Annotated in this window: 17 protein-coding genes and 3 pseudogenes; 10 read left to right on the plus strand and 10 right to left on the minus strand. The window is 71.3% G+C overall.

Features of this window, described 5'->3' with window-relative positions:
- The first annotated feature begins 62 nt into the window (after positions 1–62).
- Positions 63–749 carry an ABC transporter ATP-binding protein gene (locus tag ACWCSU_RS33590; RefSeq protein ID WP_449940367.1) on the plus strand — a complete coding sequence of 229 codons (687 nt, stop codon included), beginning with the start codon at positions 63–65 and terminating at the stop codon, positions 747–749.
- Entirely contained in the window at positions 746–1,495 is a 750-nt protein-coding gene (locus tag ACWCSU_RS33595) for an ABC transporter permease (RefSeq protein WP_449940370.1), read from the plus strand. Before ACWCSU_RS33590 ends, ACWCSU_RS33595 begins: the two co-directional genes overlap by 4 nt.
- Here the strand turns inward: ACWCSU_RS33595 and ACWCSU_RS33600 are convergent.
- A pseudogene (locus ACWCSU_RS33600) lies at positions 1,435–2,015 on the minus strand (GlxA family transcriptional regulator); the annotation flags it as partial. The gene ACWCSU_RS33595 and the pseudogene ACWCSU_RS33600 overlap by 61 nt on opposite strands.
- A 3-nt stretch (positions 2,016–2,018) precedes the next feature.
- On the opposite strand from ACWCSU_RS33600, the pseudogene ACWCSU_RS33605 reads away from it, so the two are divergent.
- Positions 2,019–2,862 (plus strand): annotated as a pseudogene (locus ACWCSU_RS33605) (NADP-dependent oxidoreductase).
- A 60-nt stretch (positions 2,863–2,922) separates the two neighbouring features.
- Here ACWCSU_RS33605 and ACWCSU_RS33610 read toward each other — a convergent pair.
- Positions 2,923–4,239 (minus strand): hypothetical protein, encoded by a 1,317-nt coding sequence (locus tag ACWCSU_RS33610; RefSeq protein WP_449940373.1) that lies wholly within the window; start codon positions 4,237–4,239, stop codon positions 2,923–2,925.
- Between the two features lie 65 nt (positions 4,240–4,304).
- The gene (locus ACWCSU_RS33615; protein WP_449940376.1) at positions 4,305–5,246 is read right to left on the minus strand and encodes an MBL fold metallo-hydrolase; all 942 of its coding nucleotides are present in this window, start codon (positions 5,244–5,246) and stop codon (positions 4,305–4,307) included.
- A gap of 75 nt (positions 5,247–5,321) precedes the next feature.
- Here ACWCSU_RS33615 and ACWCSU_RS33620 point away from each other — a divergent pair, with 75 nt between their 5' ends.
- The gene (locus ACWCSU_RS33620; protein ID WP_449940378.1) at positions 5,322–5,993 is read left to right on the plus strand and encodes a TetR/AcrR family transcriptional regulator; all 672 of its coding nucleotides are present in this window, start codon (positions 5,322–5,324) and stop codon (positions 5,991–5,993) included.
- Positions 5,994–6,033: 40 nt separating this feature from the next.
- On the opposite strand, the gene ACWCSU_RS33625 is transcribed toward ACWCSU_RS33620, so the two are convergent.
- A complete protein-coding gene (locus ACWCSU_RS33625; protein WP_449940380.1) occupies positions 6,034–6,408 on the minus strand; it encodes a hypothetical protein in 375 nt (124 codons plus the stop codon).
- Between ACWCSU_RS33625 and ACWCSU_RS33630 the strand changes: the two genes are divergently transcribed.
- Together ACWCSU_RS33630 and ACWCSU_RS33635 are read left to right on the plus strand one after the other, a co-directional pair.
- Positions 6,384–6,836 (plus strand): GDSL-type esterase/lipase family protein, encoded by a 453-nt coding sequence (locus ACWCSU_RS33630; RefSeq protein WP_449940383.1) that lies wholly within the window; start codon positions 6,384–6,386, stop codon positions 6,834–6,836. The two genes, ACWCSU_RS33625 and ACWCSU_RS33630, sit on opposite strands and share 25 nt — an antisense overlap.
- A 224-nt stretch (positions 6,837–7,060) precedes the next feature.
- Positions 7,061–7,733: pseudogene (locus ACWCSU_RS33635) on the plus strand (phosphotransferase).
- A gap of 7 nt (positions 7,734–7,740) precedes the next feature.
- On the opposite strand, the gene ACWCSU_RS33640 reads toward ACWCSU_RS33635, so the two are convergent.
- Positions 7,741–8,217, minus strand: coding sequence for a DUF6326 family protein (locus ACWCSU_RS33640; RefSeq protein WP_449940385.1), 477 nt, complete (start codon positions 8,215–8,217; stop codon positions 7,741–7,743).
- A gap of 437 nt (positions 8,218–8,654) precedes the next feature.
- On the opposite strand from ACWCSU_RS33640, the gene ACWCSU_RS33645 reads away from it, so the two are divergent.
- A complete protein-coding gene (locus ACWCSU_RS33645; RefSeq protein ID WP_449940388.1) occupies positions 8,655–9,272 on the plus strand; it encodes a TetR/AcrR family transcriptional regulator C-terminal domain-containing protein in 618 nt (205 codons plus the stop codon).
- 204 nt (positions 9,273–9,476) lie between these two features.
- On the opposite strand, the gene ACWCSU_RS33650 is transcribed toward ACWCSU_RS33645, so the two are convergent.
- Together ACWCSU_RS33650 and ACWCSU_RS33655 are read right to left on the minus strand one after the other, a co-directional pair.
- A complete protein-coding gene (locus tag ACWCSU_RS33650) occupies positions 9,477–10,682 on the minus strand; it encodes a DUF6461 domain-containing protein (protein WP_449940390.1) in 1,206 nt (401 codons plus the stop codon).
- 68 nt (positions 10,683–10,750) lie between these two features.
- Entirely contained in the window at positions 10,751–12,364 is a 1,614-nt protein-coding gene (locus ACWCSU_RS33655; protein ID WP_449940392.1) for a thiamine pyrophosphate-dependent enzyme, read from the minus strand.
- 295 nt (positions 12,365–12,659) lie between these two features.
- Here ACWCSU_RS33655 and ACWCSU_RS33660 point away from each other — a divergent pair, with 295 nt between their 5' ends.
- On the plus strand, positions 12,660–13,784 hold the full coding sequence (locus ACWCSU_RS33660) for an NAD(P)/FAD-dependent oxidoreductase (protein ID WP_357701996.1): 1,125 nt from the start codon (positions 12,660–12,662) through the stop codon (positions 13,782–13,784).
- 64 nt (positions 13,785–13,848) lie between these two features.
- Positions 13,849–14,295, plus strand: a complete 447-nt coding sequence (locus ACWCSU_RS33665) for a hypothetical protein (RefSeq protein ID WP_449940394.1) — start codon at positions 13,849–13,851, stop codon at positions 14,293–14,295.
- A gap of 115 nt (positions 14,296–14,410) precedes the next feature.
- On the opposite strand, the gene ACWCSU_RS33670 is transcribed toward ACWCSU_RS33665, so the two are convergent.
- Positions 14,411–15,055 (minus strand): LuxR C-terminal-related transcriptional regulator, encoded by a 645-nt coding sequence (locus ACWCSU_RS33670; protein ID WP_449940397.1) that lies wholly within the window; start codon positions 15,053–15,055, stop codon positions 14,411–14,413.
- A 12-nt stretch (positions 15,056–15,067) separates the two neighbouring features.
- On the minus strand, positions 15,068–16,351 hold the full coding sequence (locus ACWCSU_RS33675; protein ID WP_449940400.1) for a sensor domain-containing protein: 1,284 nt from the start codon (positions 16,349–16,351) through the stop codon (positions 15,068–15,070).
- Positions 16,352–16,509: 158 nt separating this feature from the next.
- Here ACWCSU_RS33675 and ACWCSU_RS33680 point away from each other — a divergent pair, with 158 nt between their 5' ends.
- On the plus strand, positions 16,510–17,979 hold the full coding sequence (locus ACWCSU_RS33680; protein WP_449940401.1) for an alpha/beta fold hydrolase: 1,470 nt from the start codon (positions 16,510–16,512) through the stop codon (positions 17,977–17,979).
- 52 nt (positions 17,980–18,031) lie between these two features.
- Here ACWCSU_RS33680 and ACWCSU_RS33685 read toward each other — a convergent pair whose 3' ends face one another.
- The gene (locus ACWCSU_RS33685) at positions 18,032–20,005 is read right to left on the minus strand and encodes a heavy metal translocating P-type ATPase (RefSeq protein WP_449940403.1); all 1,974 of its coding nucleotides are present in this window, start codon (positions 20,003–20,005) and stop codon (positions 18,032–18,034) included.
- Positions 20,006–20,056 lie beyond the last annotated feature (51 nt).

Consider the following 20,056-nt stretch of genomic DNA (forward strand, 5'->3'; position numbering starts at 1 on the left):
GGAGTCGGCTTCCACCCGTGCTCCCATGCGTCCGCCGGGGCCGTTGCCGGAGGCTGGCGACCATGACAGTCATCCGCGTCGAGCACGTCAGCAAGTCGTACGGGAAGGTCGCCGCCGTCGACGACCTGTCCTTCGAGACTCCCCCCGGCGCCGTCACCGCCTTCCTCGGGCCCAACGGGGCGGGCAAGACGACCACACTGCGCATGATCCTGGGCCTGGTCACCCCCGACTCGGGCCGCGCGACCGTCGGCGGCCGGCCGTACCGCGACCTCGACCGGCCGCTCCGGCAGGTCGGCGCGGTGCTGGAGGCCACCGGCTTCCATCCCGGCCTCACCGCGCAGGCGCACCTGAGGGCCGTCGCCGTCGCGGCCGGGCTCGACGAGGCGCGGGTCGGGCAGGTGCTCGAACTCGTCGACCTCGCGCAGGCCGGGCCCAGAAGGGTGCGCGGGTTCTCACTGGGCATGCGGCAGCGGCTCGCCCTGGCCACCGCCCTGCTCGGCGAACCCGGGCTGCTCGTCCTGGACGAGCCGGCCATCGGGCTCGACCCGGCCGGCATCCGGTGGTTGCGCGGGTTCCTGCGGGCGTACGCCATGGACGGCAACAGCGTGCTGCTCTCCAGCCACGTGCTGGCCGAGGTCGAGCAGATCGCCGACCACGTGATGATCGTCGCGGCCGGCCGCCTGCGGTGGAGCGGTCCGCTCAGGACCGGGGCCGGCCTGGAGGAGCTCTACCTGGAGGTGACCGGATGACCCCCCTCGGCCCGCCGGCCGGCGGCCGGACGGCGCGGCTCGTCCGCGCGGAGCTGTCGAGGGCCCGCGCGAACCGTGCCACCTGGGTCCTCGCCGCGATCGCCCCCGCGTTCTGCGTGTCGTGGGCGGCCCTCGTCGCCATGTCGTCACCGGCCCCGCCGCCGGGGAACGTCTACGGCATGGCCCAGCAGGCCTACGTCTTCACCCTGATCCTGGGCGTGCTGGGCATGTCCGGCGAGTTTCGGCATCAGACCATCGGCTGGTCCTTCCTCGTCACACCACGCAGAGGGGCCGTGGTGACGGCGAAGCTGCTGGCCTACGGCCTGGTCGGCCTGGCGGTGGCCGTGGTGTCGGCGCTGACCACGCTCGCGGCGGGCGCGGCGCTGCTGGCCGTCAGGGGACTGCCGGTGACGGGCCCCGACGTGCTGCCCTCCCTCGCGGGCGGGGTGCTCGCCACGGCCGGGTACGCGGTGTTCGGGGTCGCGCTGGCCGTGCTGATCAGGAACCAGCTCGCCGCCGTCGTCCTGGCGGCCCTGATCTTCCTGTACGGCGACTACCTCCTGACCTGGCTGGCTCCCGGCGTCTATCCCTGGCTTCCGACGGGGGCGGCCAGGGCACTCGGCGGCCTGCGACCGGACACCGCGGCCCTGCTGCCCGCCTGGGGCGGGGGATTGTTGTTCGCCGGCTACGTGGCGGTCGTCGTGCTGGTCGCCGGGCTCGTCACGCTCCGGCGCGACGTCACCTGAGCCGGCGCGGCGGCGGCCTGGAAGGTGTGACGGTACGCCTGCGGCGAGACCCCGATCGCGGCGTGCAGATGCTGACGCAAAGACGCGGCGGTGGCGAAGCCCACCTGGTGGGCGACCAGCTCGACGGGCAGGTCGCTGGACTCCAGGAGCTCCCGGGCCCGGCCGACCCGCTGCTGGGTCAGCCACCGCCCCGGACTGATCCCGGCCTCGTCCTGGAAGCGGCGGGCGAACGTGCGCAGGCTCATCCGGGCGTGTGCGGCGAGGTCGGTCAGCGTCAGCGGCTCGGCCAGCCGTTCGAGCGCCCATTCCCGTGTCGCGGAGGTCCCCGCCGCGGACGGCTCGGGCACGGGCTGTTCGATGTACTGCGCCTGGCCGCCGTCTCGCCGTCGTCGACGAAGAGCACCTCCGCGTCGAGGGTCACCCGGGGGAACAACGCGCTGAACCGGGCCGCCTGGTTCCAGTGCGTCGTGACCCGGCGGCCGTCGAGCAGCCCCGCCGCCGCGAGCGCGAACGCCCCGGTGCGGTGCGGGTACGCGCCGCCGGCGTCAACCCGACCGACTGGAAACACCGCGCCGTCCCCGGCCTCATGCTCGGCGAGCCGCCGTTCGTCCTCGGCTGGGACGTCTCCGGGGTGGTCGAGGCCACCGGCCTCGGGGTCACCCTCTTCAAGCCGGGTGACGAGGTGTTCGGCATGCTGCCGTACCCGCACGGAGCCGGTTCGCACGCCGAATACGTCACCGGCCCCGCGCGCGCCTTCGCGCCCAAGCCTGCGGCCGTCGACCACGTGCAGGCCGGCGCCTTGCCGCTGGCCGCCCTCACCGCCTGGCAGGCCCTCGTGGACACCGCGCGCGTCGAGGCCGGGTGGCGGGTGCTGATCCACGCGGCCGCCGGCGGGGTCGGCCACCTCGCCGTGCAGATGCCAAGGCCCGCGAGGCGTACGTGATCGGCACCGCCGGCGCCCCCAACCACGACTTCCTGCGCGCCCTGGGCGCCGACGAGGTCCACGACTACCGCACCACGGACCTCGCCGAGGCCGTCCGCGACGCCGACGTCGTCCTGGACGCCCAGGGCAGCGATCACGCCATGCCTCTCTGCGCAGCCTGCGCGCGGGCGGTCTCCTGGTCTCCCTGCGCCTCGACGACGGCACCCGGGCGCTCGCCCGGGAAGCGGCCCGCCTCGGCGTGCGGGCGGAGGTCATGCTGGTGCAGGACGACCACGCCGGGATGCTGGCCATCGCCCGGCTCGTGGCCGACGGCCGGTTGCGCGCGGAGATCGCCGGCACCTTCGAACTGGCGGACGCGGCGAAGGCCCACGCACTCGGCGAGACCGGCCACACCAGGGGGAAACTGGTCCTCACCGTGCAGTAGCCCCGCGCGACCCGCTCCGGCGCGGCTCCACGGAGGTCGACCCTGGTGGACGGCGCGACGTCAGGAATGAACGGTGAATCCCCCGAACCCGCCGAAGTCGCCGCCGCCCGGGTAAGTCGGGTAGCTGCCGCCCGAGGACGTCGAGGAGGAACGCTGCGGGGCCGACCTGGCCCGCTCCTCCTCCCATTCGGCGTGTCGCGCGCGGTCCCGTTCGAGTTCGGCGAGGTCGCTCAGGTCCTTGACGTCAAGCCTGAACCAGTCGTCGACCAGGGCGAAGAGCGACGGAGAAGGCGCAGGGGCCATCGGCAGCCCCCGGGGGGTCGTGCCGGAAGGCGGCAGCCGCGCGGTGATGGCCGCCAGCTCCCCGTCGGCGGCGTGGACCGAGTCCGGATGCCAGTCCACCCGGTGCAGGTCGCGACGTTTCTCCTTCGCCGCTTCGATGACGTGCTGAAGGCTCACCGGTCGGCCGGCCGGGGCGGGACCCGCCTCGTCCGTTCGTGCGATGCGGAACTCCTCCGGTCCGGAGGGCGTCAGATACCACGCTTCCCGCTGCTGCCACCTGAACAGCCGGGAGAACTGCGCGCCCATCCGCAGATGCGTTCTCGACGTCTCCTCGATCTGGGCGCGCACCTCGTCGTGCACCGGCCGGTACCGGTCGGAGGCGCGTGCCAAACGGTCATGCCCGTCCATCAGCGTCGACCGCCATCGCTCGAAGCGTCTCCGCGTCCGCCGGGACGACAGTGCGATGCGATGGCCGTAGTCGCACCATGCGTGGCTGACCTGCCTGACCACCTCGTTGAGTTCGGTGAGGTATGCGACGGCGGCTTCCTGCCACCGGTCGAGATCGCCCTGGTCGGCCGCCAGATGGGTGACGCCCGACCGCTCGACCAGCAGCGGTCGATGGTGGGACGACTCCGGTGTGAGGAGGGTGGGCGCCGGTTCGGGGCCGTCCGATCCGGGACGCACCGGCACGCGCAGGAGCAGGTCCGCGTTCCACCCGAGTTCCACCTTCTCGGCGGAGGCGACGTACAGGTCGCACAATGTCGACTGTCGCGTCTCGAAAATCGGCGGGAACCATTCCGGCGACGGGCGGCAGTGCCACACGAACGTGGACGGCACCTGCCACCGCGTGTCGAAGATGGAGATGTGCTCGGAAGCGTTCGCGGGGTCCCGTTCCGTCAGATGGACTTCCTGGCTCTCGTAAAGGGCGACGGGGGCGTGCGGGTCCACCGCTCTCTGCGACGTGGAGCACGCGAAGAGGGGCTCCTCGTACGGCGTGCGCTGCTGGAACGGCAACAACCACATGACCCGCGCGTCCTGCTCACCTTGCTCCCGCGCGATGGACAACTCGTGGATCCGGCGTCGCTCTTTCCGCATGTCCCGTATCCCTCCTGACCGCGTGCCGACGGAGAAGCCGCCAGGTCGAATGATGCCGCGGCCGTTCAGGCCGTGTGTATACCCGCGTAGAAGGCGCGGGCGGCCAGGGTGATCCACTCGGGGCGTTCCCAGGTGGTCCAGCGGGCGCGGGCCTGTTCGTCGATCTTCGCGGCCGTCTCGTCGGCGGAGAGTCCGGCCGCGTGCAGGCGTGCGGCCTCCGCGTACACGTAGTCGAGGTAGTCGCGGACGTCGCGGATCAGGGAGACGCCGGCCACCTCCCCATGGCCGGGCACGACGACCTCGGGGTCGCGGGCGATCAGATCGTCGAGCACGCCGATCCATCCGGGGCCGTCCACGTCCACGTCGTACGGCGGGAAGTACGGCGCGATCGGGAAGATGCGGGTCTCCACCAGGTCGCCGCCGAACAACACCCGGTCGTCGATGACGACGACCTGGTCGGAGCCCGTGTGCGCCGGCCCGACCGCCAGCAGCGTCGCCGTGCGCCCACCCAGGTCGATCTCGGCCTGACCTTCGTAGACCAGGTCGGGATCGACGAGTTCCACGCCTTCGAGCTCGGCCGCCGCGGCGGCGCTCAGACCCTTGAACATCTCGACGTAGCCGGCGCCCTTGCGGTGCAGTTCCGCACGCTGGGAGGCGTTGTAGACGATCGTCGCGGCCCCCTTGAACGCCTGCGCCCCGAACCCGTGCTCGGGGTGGAAGTGCGTGACGGTCAGGTACAGGCGCCGGTCGCCCGCCAGGCGCCGGGCCTGCTCCAGGACGTGGGCGCCGTTGCGGCGGCCCATGCCGGTGTCGATGACCAGCGCGGAGTGCTCGCCCACGACGATGCCGACGTTCGGGACGAGCTCGACGCGGTTGTCGGGGATGACGTACACGCCGTCGGACACCTCGACGGGCTCGCCGCGCACGATCGGCGGCGGGCTGGTCTGGACGTCGGGAAGGTCGCTCAGGTCGGGGGACGCGTTCGGCGTCACATCGGCGGGGCACATGATCCGGCTCCAATCTGAACAGTGTTGAGATGCTGGCGAGCGTAGCAGAGATCTGATCAGTGTTAAGATCGGGCGATGGCGAAAGGGCGATACCACCACGGCGACCTGCGCAGCGCGCTGCTGGACGCCGCCGAGGCTCTCGTACGCGAGCGCGGCGTCGACGGCTGGTCCCTGCGCGAGGCCTCGGCCCGCGTCGGCGTCAGCCCCAGCGCCGCCTACCACCACTTCGCCTCCCGCGACACGCTGGTGCGCGCCCTGTCCGAGCGCACGCTCGCCTGGCTCGGCGAGCGCCTGCGGCACGGCTGCGAACGAGCGCCCGGCCAGGCCGACGACCCGCAGCGGCGGCTGATCGCCCTGGGGCGCGGCTATGTGAGCTGGTCGCTCGACGACCCGGCCGTCGCCCGGCTCGTGCTGCGCGGCGCCGCCACCGCCCCCGACTCCGCCATCTCCCCCCACCCGCACGACGTCCTCACCGCGGAGCTCGACCGGCTCGCCGACGCCGGCGGCCTGCCGGGGGCCGCCCGCGAGGGGGCGGAGTTCGTGGTGTGGGCCGCGCTGCACGGGCTGGCCGTGCTGCTGGCCGACGGCCTGATCCACTTCGACGACCCGCACGCGGTCGAGCTCCAGACCGGGCGCGTGGTCCGTGCCACGCTCAACGGCCTGGCCCAGGAGGCGTCGCACCCGGCGGACCGCCCCGCGGCCCGCTCGGCTCACACCGAGCGCCTGGCCCGCCGTCCTCGCGGCTGACCCCCCTCAAAGGGGTACGCCTTTCGGGCCGGGGATCCGTTCAGGCCAGGCGGGCCGGGTCGGCTTCGATCGCGGCCGTCCTCCCGTCCAGGTGCCAGCCCTTCCCGTACGCCGCGGCGAAGGCGTCCTCGCCCAGCGCGGCCCGCCCTCGCCGGGTGAGCTCGCGAACCTGCCGATCGGTGCGGTCGTGCGCGCCGCGCAGCCGGGACGCGGCGCCGAGCAGGACGGCCGACTCGTGGTGCCGTCCGCGCGCCTCGGTGTACGCGGCGGCGTTCACCGCCACCAGCGACAGGATCGGCAGGTCCCGGGTCTCCGACGCCGCCGCGTACGCCTTCTCCAGCGCCTTCTCCGCGCCGGCCAGGTCGCCCGTCTCCAGGCAGAGCGAGGCCCGTGCGCTGCCGACCAGCGTCCGCACGTGGTCACCGGCGAAACCTCGTCGGCGCCAACGACATGGGCCGGCACACCTACGACCCGGACGGCCACGTGATCCCCGCCGAGGACTACGCGGCAGGCTACGACCGCCTGCTCGCGCCCCTCGCCGAGGCCGGCGTCGGCCTGATCCTCATCGAGCCCTTCCTCCTGCCGATCCGCGGCCTCGTCCAGGTCGTCGACACACAGGTCGGCGAAGAGGGGAGGAAGGCGTGGCGCGCCGACCTGGACCCGAAGATCCAGGCGGTGCGCGAGCTCGCCCGCGAGTACGGCGCGCACCTGCTCACCGCGGACGGCATGTTCGCCGGGCTCGCCGCCACGACCGGACCGGAGTACTGGGCCGCGGACGGCGTGCACCCGACGCCGGCCGGTCACGCCGCACTCGCGGCGGCCTGGTTGCGCCTGGTCGCGTGAGCTCGTCCCCGCCCCTGAGCGCCGCCGTACGCTCGTGAATCGAGGGGGAAACGGGCGGTCCGGTGCGAGGTCCGCGGTGCCCGTCGGCGCACCGGGAGGCCGGCGCGCCGCGGCGGCTCGTCCGGCTAGGGTTGCTCCGCATGACGCACCATGAGGTCGAGATCAGCGCGGAGCTGGTGCGGGAGCTGCTGCGTGACCAGCATCCCGACCTGGCCGGTTCCCCGGTGCGGCTCGGCGCGCGGGGCTGGGACAACCAGCTCTGGCGGCTCGGCGACGACCTCGCCGTCCGGTTGCCCTGGGCGACGCGGGACGCGGACGCGCTGCTCCGCAAGGAGCATGCCTGGCTGCCCGGCCTCGCCCCGCGGCTCCCGCTGCCGGTTCCCGTCCCCCAGCGCCTCGGGGAGCCGTCGCCGCGGTTTCCGCGTCCCTGGATCGTCACCACCTGGGTGCCGGGCGAGCCCGCCGACCGCGCCCCCGTCACGCGCGCCGCGGCGGCCGCCGACGCCCTGGCCGCCTTCCTGTCGGCGCTGCACCGGCCCGCACCCGGCGACGCGCCCGCCGGCCGCTTCGGCCGCGGGGCGCCGCTGGCCGGCCGCTCCGCCGAGTTCGCCGATCAGCTCGCCGAGGCCACCGAGATGGGGCTCGTCCCAGACCCGGACGCCGTCCGCCGTCTGGGACGACGCCGTCGCCGCGCCCGACTGGGCAGGCCCGGCGCTCTGGCTCCACGGCGACCTGCATCCGGCCAACGTCCTCACCGCGGACGGCACCATCTGCGGCGTGATCGACTTCGGCGGCCTTCTCATCGGCGAAGCCGGCGTCCGCGGCCGCCGGGGCGGCAAGCCCACCTGGGGCCCACCCGCTCACGCGGCACTACGACGCCTGATCGATGGCCTCTGACGGACGCCTACTGTCGAAGGTCGCTCGTCGCGGGACCGGCTGGGACGGCGGTGGTTCGAGGCCAGGTCCAGGCGGAGCGCAGGATGAAGGCCAGGAGCAGCACCTCGATTCCGATGGAGAGGCCGTAGAAGGGGGCCCAGTCCCAGGACTCCCCAACCGCGTTGAACACCGAGTAGGGGATGTAGAGCGATGCGACGACGAGGTTCGTGGCGCGGTTCACCCGGGCGGGCAGCGTCATGGAGAGCATCACCATCAGGGCCGGGATCGCCACGGACGCGAGCATCATGGTCAACAACGTCGGGCTGGTGTCGAACTCGAAGATGACGCCGGCACGGAGGTTGTCGATGACGCCGGGCTTGTGGAGGTGGAAGTAGTCGACGTAGATGTAGAGGAACATGAAGCTGGTCCATGCGGCGGCGAGCTTGGCGTGCACGGGGACCGGCCGGTTGTCGAGCAGGGTCGGGGCTTTCGTTCGGGTGGTCATCGGTTCTTCTTCCGAGAGGAGCGGTCCCTCCGCCGGACTGGCGGCGGGGATGTACCGAGGCCGCGCCCACCTGGACGAGCACATCGCCTCGACCGGGCAGTGGTAGCCCGGACCTCGGACGACTCGATCGCTGAGGGCAGGCCGTAACGGCGCTGGCCGGCGGCCCGCATCGTCGTCGCCCCGGCCGGACTCGCCGCCGGCGCCAGGCGTGCTCCGGCGCTCGATCGCCGATCGATTCCCACAGAAGCCCCCTCACGTCCGAGCGACGACCCTGGCTGGTTCGTACACCGTACATCGTACGCTGTACTACAAGTAGTACGCTGTACCATGACCGTGCGCTGGACGATTGTCAAGCCGTTCGAGCGAGCGAGAGGAGACCCGTGTCTGCCAGGGAACAACGCCCGGTGGCGTCAGAGGGGGCGCTGAGCAGGCAACGGGTGGTGGTCGAGGCGGTCCGGCTCGCCGACCGCGAGGGGGTCGACGGGCTGAGCATGCGCCGGCTGGCCGGCGCGCTCGGCGCGGGCGCGATGTCGCTCTACTACTACGTGGCGAACAAGGAAGAGTTGCTGGACGCCATGATCGACGTCGTGTTCGAGGAGATCGAGCTCCCGTCCGAAGAGACCGACTGGCAGTCCGCGATGCGATGTCGGGCGGTATCCACCCGACAGGTTCTCGCCCGCCACCCGTGGGCGATCGGCCTGATGGAGTCGCGGACATCGCCGGGGCCCGCGAACCTCCGCCACCGCGAAGCGGTCACCGCCTGCCTGCGGAGGGCCGGCTTCCCGGTCTTGATGGCGACGCACGCCAACTGGTTGCTCGACAGCTATGTCTACGGTTTCGCCCTGCAGGAAGCCAGCCTGCCGTTCGACACCGCCGATGAGTTCGCGGACATGGCCGAGGACGTCTACCTGCCCCAGCTCCCTCCTGACGAGTTCCCCTACCTCAACGAGTCCGCCGCGGTGCTCGCCGCTGCCGGCTACGACCCGGCGGAGGAGTTCACCTTCGGCCTCGACCTCGTCCTGGCCGCCCTCGAGTCCCTGAGAGTGCCTACGTGAGCTATTTGTGACTGTGCGCTGCGGGAGATCGTCGACGCGATCCGCTACCAGGGACGAACCGTGGTCGTACTGGACACCCAAAGCGTCAACGTCGCGGCTGGCGTCCCCGCCACCACGACCGGCCGGGACGTCGCCGAGCGGCGTCAGCTCACGTAACGTGACAACCTCGGGCTACGACGTCTGCCACACGTCCTCTGGTCGGCGCTACGTCGAGGCGGCCCGCAGCGTCGTGGCGACGGCCGTCGCGTGGTCGCGGTCGGCCAGGGGCTGACCGCCGTAGACCAGGGGGAAGTGGGTGCCGTACGCGGCCCCCCTGGCGTCGGGGGAGAGGGTATGGCGTACCGACATCGCCGCCTGCCAGCGCGGCCGGATCGCCTCCCGCTCCGCTTCGCCCGGACGGTGATGCCACCGGCAGCTCGGGCAGGTCGGCATGCCGGTCTTGTTGTCGAAGGAGAAGATGTTGCGCCGCTCGGCCGTCGAGGCGTGCGGTAACGCGGATGGGCCGGTCATCCACTCGCCGGTGGCCTCGTCGATCGGGTGGCCGGTCAGCTCCGACTCGTAACCGCGGATGAACTCGGCGAGCGGGGAGTCGCGCCCGATCGGCCCCGTTTCGCCCCGCTCGGCCGCAGCCAGCGCGGCGGCGAGCACCGGCTGGTCGGCCACGCCGGCCAGCTCGCACTGGCGGCGGGCCTCGGCGACCGCGGCCCGCCGCTGGAGGTCGGGAGAGGCAAGGTCGATGGCCTCGGCGAGCTTCCGGTTGCAGGCCCGCAGAGCGTGCCGGGCGAGGGGGTCGCCTCGCGGAGGGTCGTTCGGCGGTGGGTCGGTGATGACGCCGCCCAGGAGTGACCCGTCCAGTAACGCGGGGGTGAACAACACTCCGGTGATACGACTTGCCAGGGCGAGGGCCGCGGGAACGGAGCCGGACAGGTACTGGAACTCGTCAGCCGGCGCGGGTTCCAGGCCCAGCTCGCGCAGGTCCTCGTTCAGCGCGTCGGGATGGCTGCCCCAGCGCTCCTGGGGTGTCTGCGGGCGGAAGGCGGTCCGAATCCGTCCGTCCGCGGCGTGCTGGAAGTCGTGCGATGCCGCGTGGTCGTGGCGCATGACGGAGACGGCCTCACCTCCGTCGCGGGTCAGCTCGCGCAGTGTCGCCGGACGGGTTCCCGCCCAGCCGTCGTACTCGAAGGCGATGATCCAGTCGCCGGCCCGGGTCACCAGCACCATGTCGCAGCAGCCCTCGTTCACCGCCGTGCGCTCGCCGACCTCGTCATCGTCCACGACATGGATGTTGGCGTCGGCGACGCCGAACCGCCGGAGCGTCTCGCGCTCGTCCAGGCCGTGGACGAAGGTGACGGTGTAGATCTCATACCAGTCGTTCTCCCACGCGTAGTCCGCGGGCATGATCCTGCGCATCGCTCTCCTCCTCCGCGATCACGGTGAGTGTGGCAGGCGGCCCCGACAATCGTGGGGGGAGCGGTGCTTCAGGGCAGCACTGCGGGCAGGCCGCGTGAGTTGACCTTCGCGACGATCAGCGCCGGAGCGCCGGACGACGTCTTCACCGCGGCGAGGGCCTGGTCGAGCTCTGCCGCGGTGTCCACGGAGTACGTGGCCTGAACGCCGAGGGACTTGGCGAACGTGACGAAGTCCCATGGGTTGAGCAGGACGTAGGGCTTCGGCGTCACGTTCGGGTCGGTGAAGAAGTCCGAGTCGATGAGGTACTGCTCCAGGCCATAGATGCCGTTGTCGATGATCACCACGACGGGGTCGCGGTCGTAGCGTACGAACGTGGACAGTGCCTGGGCGGTCATGTGGAAGCCCCCGTCACCGCAGATGATCAGGGGACGCCTGCTCGACCCGAAGGACGCGCCGACGGCGGCGGCCACGGAATGGCCGATGGAGGCCCACACGGCGCTGGTCAGGAACCCGTCGCGGCCCTTGACCGGCAGGCTCGCCGCCGAGGCGCCGCCGAGGAAGGTGTCGGGCATCGCCAGCCATGAGGCGTCCAGGGCGGCACCGACGCGGTCGAACACCTGGGCATAGGTCAGCGGGCCGGTGGCGACGGGCGGGGACGGGTCGACGGCCGCGGGGACGGGGACCGGCGCCTCCTTCGCCGCCTCCGCCACGAGGGCGGTCACCAGGGCGGTGATGTCGGCGTTCTGCTTGCTCCCGTTCTTGATCTTCACCTTGCCGTCGTAGGCGGTGACGATGTGGCCGGTGTTGTCGCGGATGAACGTGGCGTAGCTGCTGGGGAAGACGCAGCCGAGCATCACGATCAGGTCCGCGTTCCGGACCTCGGGGGGCTGGCAGTTCGGCGGGGCGAAGACTCCGACCCAGCCGGCGTCCTGCTCGGACAGCACCGACTTGGCCAGCACCTGGGCCGACCAGCGGACACCGAGCTTGGTGATCAGGGCGGCGACCTTGTCGGCCAGTCCGTAACGCTGGACCTCGGTGCCCAGCAGGAGCACAGGTTTCGTGGCGGCGCGAACGAGCCCCACGATCGTGGCGGCGAGCTGCTGCTCGGTGCCCGCCGCCGGATTGGTGACGGGCAACGCCCCGGAAGGGGGCGAACAGGCCGCCGTCCAGATGGTCCGATCGATCTCGATGTAGACCGGCCGCTTCTTCCTGACCGCCGTCGAGATCGCGGTGTCGACCAGGGCGGGCACGTCGGCGGCCTGCCCGGCGCGGGCGGCGCTCGCGGTGACCAGCCGGTAGGCGTTGAGGTCTCCGTCGGGCTGGCCGGTCGAGTGCGAGAACAGGACGTCCAAGTTCTTCAGGTTGGCCAGGTTCGCGGCGCTCGGGCCGCCGTTCACGACGACGACCGGGCTGCGCTCGACGAACGCGCCGGCGATGGCGTTGATCATGCTGAGCATGCCGACGCCGTTGGCCACCGCGGCGGCGCCGAGGCCCTTCGTACGCGCGTAACCGTCGGCCGCGTAGCCCGCTTCGAGGTCGGTGGCGGTCACGACCGGCGTGATGTGGTGGGCGCCCACCGCGTCGAACAGCGGGGCGCCGTAGGCGGCGGGCACACCGAACAGGGTGTCGACCTGTTGCTGGCTCAGCCGCTCAAGGATGTAGTCGGCAACGGTGAAGGGCACGATGACGCTCCTGGGCATGCCCGCCGTACGGCAGATCGGTCGGAAGGGACAGGCGCGGATCGTCCGGCCGCTTGGGACGCCTACCCGCGCAGCCGGCCGGGCGAACGTGGCTTGACCTTACTCAGGACGGGTGTTTTCGCAGGTCAAGGCGTCCATGTGCGGCACGGCCGGACGTCGTCGCCGCCTGGGGAAACAGTCGTCCAGAGGCCGGTCAAGCGTTGGGATCGGGGGAAGAGCCGGACTGCCGCGCGGGTATGCGTACCGATGGCCAAGCGTCTGATCACCGGAGCCGGACATGCTGCTGGACGAGCGTGGAGTGAGCACCCTTTCCCATTTGCCCACTCCGGACTTCACCTTCGATCCTCATCAACCGGGTGCGTGCGTCGCGGGTCTGAGGCCGTACCGCAAGAAGTCCTATCGGCTCGACAAAGAGGTGCTGGGCGACAAGTTCGTCATTCACAACTACGGCCACGGCGGTGGAGGCATCACGCTGAGCTGGGGCTGCGCCGCCAAGGTGCGGGACATGGTGCTCAAACGCCAGGCCGAGACCGGGATCGTCGAAAGGGAGATCGCGGTGATCGGCGCAGGCGTCATGGGAATGACCGCCGCGACGCTGCTGCTCGACCTCGGACTGAACGTCACGATCTATTCCGACCGCACGCCTGTCGAGACCACGTCGTACAAGGCCGGCGGCCAATGGGCGGCGTCGATCCTGGAGTATTCCAAGGACTTCGCCAAGGTGCAGGAGTTCCAGTCCATCCTCAGGACCGCCTACACCATGTTCAAGGCCGGCATCGGCAAGGGCTTCGGCGTCTCCGAGGTCGACAACTACAGCGTCGGCCCCACCTCGGGCATCGACGTGGTGCACGATCTCGTGCCGGGACTGCTGCCGCCGCGCGAATATCTCCCGCGCCTGCCGTTCGAAGGGCACAACACCTCCGGATACAGGTACCGGACGTTGCTCGTCGAACCGCCGATCTTCATTCCCCGGCTGGAACGTGACCTGAGGGCGCGCGGCGTCACGTTCGTGAGCCGGAGATTCATCAACAGCACGGACGTGCTCACGTCCCTGACGCAGAAGGTCGTCGTCAACTGCACCGGGCTCGGCGCGAAGGACTTGTGGAACGACAACGACATGATCTCGTACAGAGGACAGCTCGCGATGTTGCGGCCGCAGATGAACCTGGAATACCTGTACGGGCAGAACGGATACCTGTTCCCGCGCCATGACCACGTCGTCATCGGGGGCACCGTCGAGGAGACCGACCAGGAAGTGTTCGACCCCGAGAGATGCAGAGGACTGGTCGAGTACATGGCCGGCGTGTTCGGCCAGACGCCCGCGGTGCCGATGCCGGACTTCCACGTTCACCATCCGCGCAACGAGCGCCTGGTCGATCCGAGACTGTCGATCGCCGATTGACGCCGGGGCCCGAACGCGGCGGCCTTCGGGAATGTCAACAACCACAGGAAGTGACGAGGCTTCAATGACTCAGACGATTCAGGGGTTCAGCGTCCAGGCCAAATGTCTTGACCAGGACGGCAAGCCCTGGCATTTGCCCAAGGGGGATGACACGGCAGAGAAGGGGGAAAGAGTGACCCTGCACATCACTGCCCGCCTCCTCAACTCGTCGCAGCCGTCCACGGATCTGGCGATGATCGAGTGCGAGATACTTTCCGGATTCACGCCCGTCACGGACTCGCTCGACGCCCTCGTCGCAGGGGGCCTCGTCACCTTGTACGACATAGATGAAACAGATCAGTTGAACCAGCGACTGGACCTCTACCTCAGGGAGGTCGGTAGCACCCCCACCGAGATCGCCTTCCAGATCGAATGCAAACACGCGGTCCACGACCTGGAACCGTCGACGATCGAACTCTCCGACTCCTACGACCCCGACAGCAGCGTCTCCACCCTGTATCCCAGGGCCTAGCGTCCCACTGCCCAGCAAGTGACAGTCGGTCCACGTGCCCGGACTGAGCTGGTCCATCCCGAGGGGGAGGAGCCGGCGGACGGCGAACCTGCCGACGCCGTGCCCAGGCAGGAGTTCAGGCCTGCAGGTAGTGCAGGACGGCGAGTACCCGGCGGTGGTCGTTGTCCGAGGGGGACAGGCCGAGCTTGGTGAAGATCTGCGTCACGTGCTTCTCCACCGAGCCGTACGACAGGAACAGGTCGGCGGCGATGGCGTTGTTGGAACGGCCCTCCGCCATCATGGCCAGCACCTCGCGCTCCCTCGGGGTGAGCGTGCCCAGGGTTTCCGTGCGGCGGCTGGCGCCCATGATCTGGGTGACGACCTCGGGGTCGAGGACGGTCTGTCCGGCCGCGATCCGGTCGAGCGCGGCCAGGAAGTCCTTGACGTCGGCGACGCGCTCCTTCAGGAGGTATCCCACGCCATGGGCGCCGCCGGCGAGCAACTGGGCCGCGTAGCGCGTCTCGATGTACTGGGAGAACACCAGCACGCCCACGTTCGGGTGATCACGGCGGAGCCGGATCGCGGCGCGCAGGCCCTCGTCGGTGTGGGAGGGCGGCATGCGTACGTCGACTACGGCGATGTCGGGACCGTGTTCCGCCACGGCGGCCAGGAGCGCGTCGCCATCGCCCACGGCGGCCGCCACCTCGTGGTCGCGGGAGGTGAGCAGCATGCACAGGCCCTCCCGGAGCATCACGGCGTCCTCGGCGATCACGATGCGCATGCGCTGCTCCGTTCAGATGTGCAGGGGGAGTTCGACTGTGATCACCGTAGGTCCTCCGGCCGGGCTGTGAATGCCGATCACGCCGTCCAACGTCTGGACCCGGGCGGCCAGGCCGCGTAACCCGGATCCGGTGCCGATCGCCGCGCCGCCGGTGCCGTCGTCGCGTACCCGCAGGGTCAGCAGGCCGTCATGCGCCCGTACCTCGACCGCGGCGTGCCTGGCGCCGCTGTGCTTGATCACGTTGGCGAGCAGTTCCGTCGTGCAGAAGTAGGCGATGGCCTCGATGGCCGGCGCCGGTCGTTCGAGCAGGTCGGCTTCGAACCGGGCGGGGATCGGACTCCGTGCGGTGAGCGTGGCCAGGGCGACCTCCAGCCCCTGGTCGAGTGCCGGTGGGTGGATGCCGAGGATCAGATCGCGCAGCTCGGCCACGGTCTCCTTGGCGCTGCGGTGCGCGCTGTCGACGAGGACGCGGGCGCGCCGGAGCCGTTCGGGCTGGCCGGCCTGTTCGAGCGCGGCCTGTTCGAGTTCGTCCTGGGCCATGCCCAGGCTCATGGCCAGCGTCACCAGCCGTGCCGCGGTCCCGTCGTGCAGGTCCCGCTCGATCCGGCGGAGCCTGGCGATCGCGTCCTCTGTGGCCAGCGCCCGTGCCTGCTCCAGCCGGAGGATCCGCGTTTCGCTCGGCGCGGGTCCGAGCAGCGTACGGGCGAGCATGCGCTCGGGGGCCAGGGCGAGATGCACGCCCCACGGCGCGAGGAGCAGCAGCGTCAATCCGGCGGCGCTGACCAGCACCGCAACCGGCCAGCTGGGCGGAGCCAGGTGCGCCAAGGCGGAGAACTGCCCCCACAGGGGACAGCCGAGCAGGAGCAGGCCACCGCCCCACAATCCGGCGGCGGCCGCGCACGCGAGCACGGCCGCCGGCAGCCGGAGCAGGCCATGGATGACGGCGCGCCATCCCGTCACGTCACCGAGTGCCGCGCCAAGCCGGTTCAGCAGGTTGAGCCCGGCACGGAACGGGCCAGGGCCGGGGCCGGGATCGGGCACCCGCACCCCGGCCCACGCTCGTGCCAGCCGTCGATTGGCCGTGCCGAGCCCTCGGGCCGCCGTCACACTGAGGGCCAGCATCGGCACACCGACGAGATTCGCCGTCAGGATGACACTCAGCAGCACGAGAACGAGATGGAGCAGGCCGGCTCCCGCCATGAACGGCAACATCAGCGCGTAGGCGAGCTCACGCTGCGACCGCTCCCGCAGCGGAGTGGTGATCAGCACGCGCCATCTCTCTGCCTGCCGGTCCATGCTCCCCCTCGCTCCATGCTCCCCCTCGCCGCACGCCGTCCAGCCTGATGGACACGTACGCGCGAGAACAGCCGGACAGCCGGTGGGGGACATCCCGAAGGCAACGCGGAGGACGTCCCGGTGGTGGCCGTCCGGACGGTGCCACCAGAGTGATCATCATGACGACAACCAAGCAGCGGCGTCGGCACGGCAGGACAAAGGGGCTGGTCATCGGTGTGACGGTAGTGGCGCTGGCGGGAACGACCCCGCCGGCCGCCGCCGTCAGAGACACGCAGCCGACCTGGCGGGAGTGCACCGGCCAGGGCACAGCCGCCGCGATGCGGTGCGCCGCGATCGAGGTGCCGGTGGACTGGGCCGAGCCGGACGGCCCGAAGATCGAACTGGAGCTGGCCCGGCTGCCCGCCACCGACTCCGCGCGCCGGATCGGCAGCGTGCTGGGGGTTCCCGGCGGTCCCGGGGCCGACGGCATCGACGACCTGAAGCGAGCCGCGACCGACCTCACCGAACTGCGGCGCAGATTCGACCTCATCGCCTACAAGCCGCGCACCACCGTGTGGCGCGATCAGATGCCCCCGTTCTGCATGCAGCCCGGGACGTCACTGTTTGAGCCGCAGAGCGAGAAGCAGTACAAGGCATTGGCCATAGCGATGACCAAGGCACTCAAGGCCTGCCAGAACGTGGACAAGACCGGCCTGTTCGCCCACTTGGACTCGCTGTCGGTGGCCAGAGACATGGACGCGGTTCGCGAGGCTCTGGGCGAGGAACGGCTGAGCTTCATGGCCAACTCCTACGGAGGGGTGGCCGCGGCCGCCTATGCCCGGCTGTTCCCGCAGCGCATCCGAGCCGTGTATCTCGACGGGACGATCAACCAGGTCGACGGCTGGCCCGACCAGATGTTGCGGACGCTGCCCGTCCAGGAATGGGTCTTCGCCAGGTTCACCACCTGGTGTGCGGACACCCCCGCCTGCGCGTTGCACGGACAGGACGCCGGCGCGGTCTGGCGCAAGCTCGTTCGAGGCGCCGATCGCAGGCCGATCCCGGTCACGTCGTCGGGGTCCGGCAAGGGCGAGCTGACCGGATGGCACCTGAGGAGTTTCGGGTTCATCGGCGATCCCGGGCCGGACAACTCGCGGTGGCTGGCGTTCGCCGAGGCGGTCGACAAGGCCCAGGGCGGGGACTGGTCCGGTTTCGCCGATTTCGCCCTCGGCAACGCGCGCATCTGGGCCGCGCCAGGAGTGCTGGCGATGACGTGCGCGGACGACCGTGGCTACAGCGGTTACGCGCAGCTGCAGAAGTTCCGCCGTCAGGCGCGGAAGCTCTCGCCGAACTTCGGGGGAGCGGCGTTCGACGCGCTCGGATGCACCGGTTGGCCGCTGCCGGTCGCCAACCCGTCCCGCCCGCTGCCGACTCGTGGCCTGCCGCCGTTCCTGGGAGTCGGCAGCACGTGGGGCGACTACGCATGGACCGAGAGCTTCACCAGGATGATCCCGGGGTCAGTGACCGTCGGCTACGACGGGCCCGGGCATGTCATGTACCTGTCGGGCAAGAAGTGCCCCGTCCAGCACGCCACCACGTACCTGACCGACCTGAGGCTGCCCAGGCCGGGCACCACCTGCCCTGTCGAATGACAGCCGGCACCCGGGCGCCGCGAGGGGGCCGGGCCCGCGGCACGCGTGGTCGTCAAGGCTTGGCCGCGCGCCGCCAGGCGGCGTTGCGGAGCAGGCGTAGCCCGTTGAGGCCGACGATGACGGTGGAGCCCTCGTGACCGGCCACGCCCAGCGGCAGCGGCAGGTCGCCGAACAGGTCCCAGGTGACCAGCACGGCGATGAAGGTGAAGGCGATGACGAGGTTGGCCACGACCAGGCGGCGGGCGCGCCGGGCCAGGGAGATCACGGCGGGCACGGTGGCCAGCTCGTCGCGGGTGATGACCGCGTCCGCGGTGTCGAGCGCCAGGTCCGATCCGGTGCGGCCCATGGCGATGCCCGCGTGCGCTCCGGCCAGCGTGGGCGCGTCGTTGACGCCGTCGCCGACCAGGGCCACCCGCGCGCCTCGCGCCTGCAGCTCCTGGACGGCCGTCACCTTGTCGGCCGGTAGCAGGTCGGCGCGCACGTCGGTGATGCCCGCCTGGGCGGCGAGGCGGCGGGCGGCGCGCGGGTTGTCGCCGGTCAGCAGCACCGGCGCGGCCCTGGTCAGTGCCGTCAGGTGGGCGACGGTCTCACCTGCGCCGGGCCGCATCCGGTCGGCCAGGGCCAGGAAGCCGGCCACCTCGCCGTCCACCCGGACCACGACCACGGTGTGCCCGCCTTCCTGAAGGTCGGCGACGAGCCGCGCGGCCGAGGCGTCGTTCGCGTCCCCGTCGTTGCCCAGCAGGTGGGCCGGACGGGCCACCTCCACCAGCAGGCCGTCGACGCGGGCCCGCACGCCGCGCCCCGGCTCGGAGTCGAACTCCTGGGCGTGGGCCTGCGCCAGGCCGCCCGCGCGGGCGGCCTGGACGACGGCGCGGCCGAGCGGGTGTTCGGAGCCCTGCTCGGCGGCGGCGGCCAGCGCGAGCAGACGCCGCTCGCCCAGCCCGGCCCCCGGCAGGACGTGCACGCCGGCCAGGTGCGGACGGCCCTCGGTCAGGGTGCCGGTCTTGTCGAAGGCGACCTGGGTCACCGTGCCCAGCTGTTCCATCACCACGGCTGACTTGACCAGCACGCCGTGCCGGCTCGCGTTGGCCATGGCGGCCAGCAGCGGCGGCATGGTGGCCAGCACCACCGCGCACGGCGAGGCGACGATCATGAACGTCATCGCCCGCAGCAGGGCGTCCTGCAGCGCTACTCCCCAGGCCAGCGGGAGGACGAAGAGCGCCACCGTGGCCGCGACCATGACGACGGAGTAGCGCTGCTCGATCTTCTCGATGAACAGCTGGGTGCGTGCCTTGGTGGCGCCGGCCTGCTCCACCATGGCCACGATCCGGGCGATCACGGTCTCGGCCGCCGGGCGCGTCACGCGCACCCGCAGCACGCCGGTGCCGTTGACCGTGCCGGCGAACACCTCGTCGCCCACGCTCTTGTCGGCCGGCACGCTCTCGCCGGTGATGCCGGCCTGATCAACTGCACTGGCTCCGGCGGTGACGTGGCCGTCGGCGCCGATCCGCTCGCCGGGCCGTACCAGGATCACCTCGCCGACCGCCAGGTCGGCGGTGGCGACCCGCTCCTCGTCATCTGCCTCGGACAGGCGGGTGGCCTGCTCGGGGGCCAGGTCCAGCAGGCCGCGCACGGCGTCCTGGGTGCGCTTGGTGGCCAGCGCCTCCAGCGCCCCGGAGGTGGCGAAGATGACGATCAGCAGCGCGCCGTCGAAGACCTGCCCGATGGCGGCCGCGCCGATCGCGGCGACCACCATGAGCAGGTCGACGTCCAGGGTCTTGTCGCGCAGCGCCTTGAGCCCGGACAGGCCCGGCTCCCAGCCTCCTGCGGCGTAGCAGGTGAGGTACAGGCCCCACCACAGCCATGAGGGCGCGCCGGACAGCTGGCAGATGCCGCCGGCGGCGAACAGGAGGGTGGCGGCCGTGGCCCAGCGCACCTCGGGCAACGACCACGTTCCGGCTTGCCAGGCCGACCTGGCCTGCGCCGGGGCGGCGTCACCGGCCTCAGGTACGGGGGAGGTTCTCACGTCGGTTGACACCATGGCAGCATATATGCGCAGTCACGCAGATGCGCAACT

The sequence above is a fragment of the Nonomuraea sp. NPDC001699 genome (assembly GCF_053596455.1).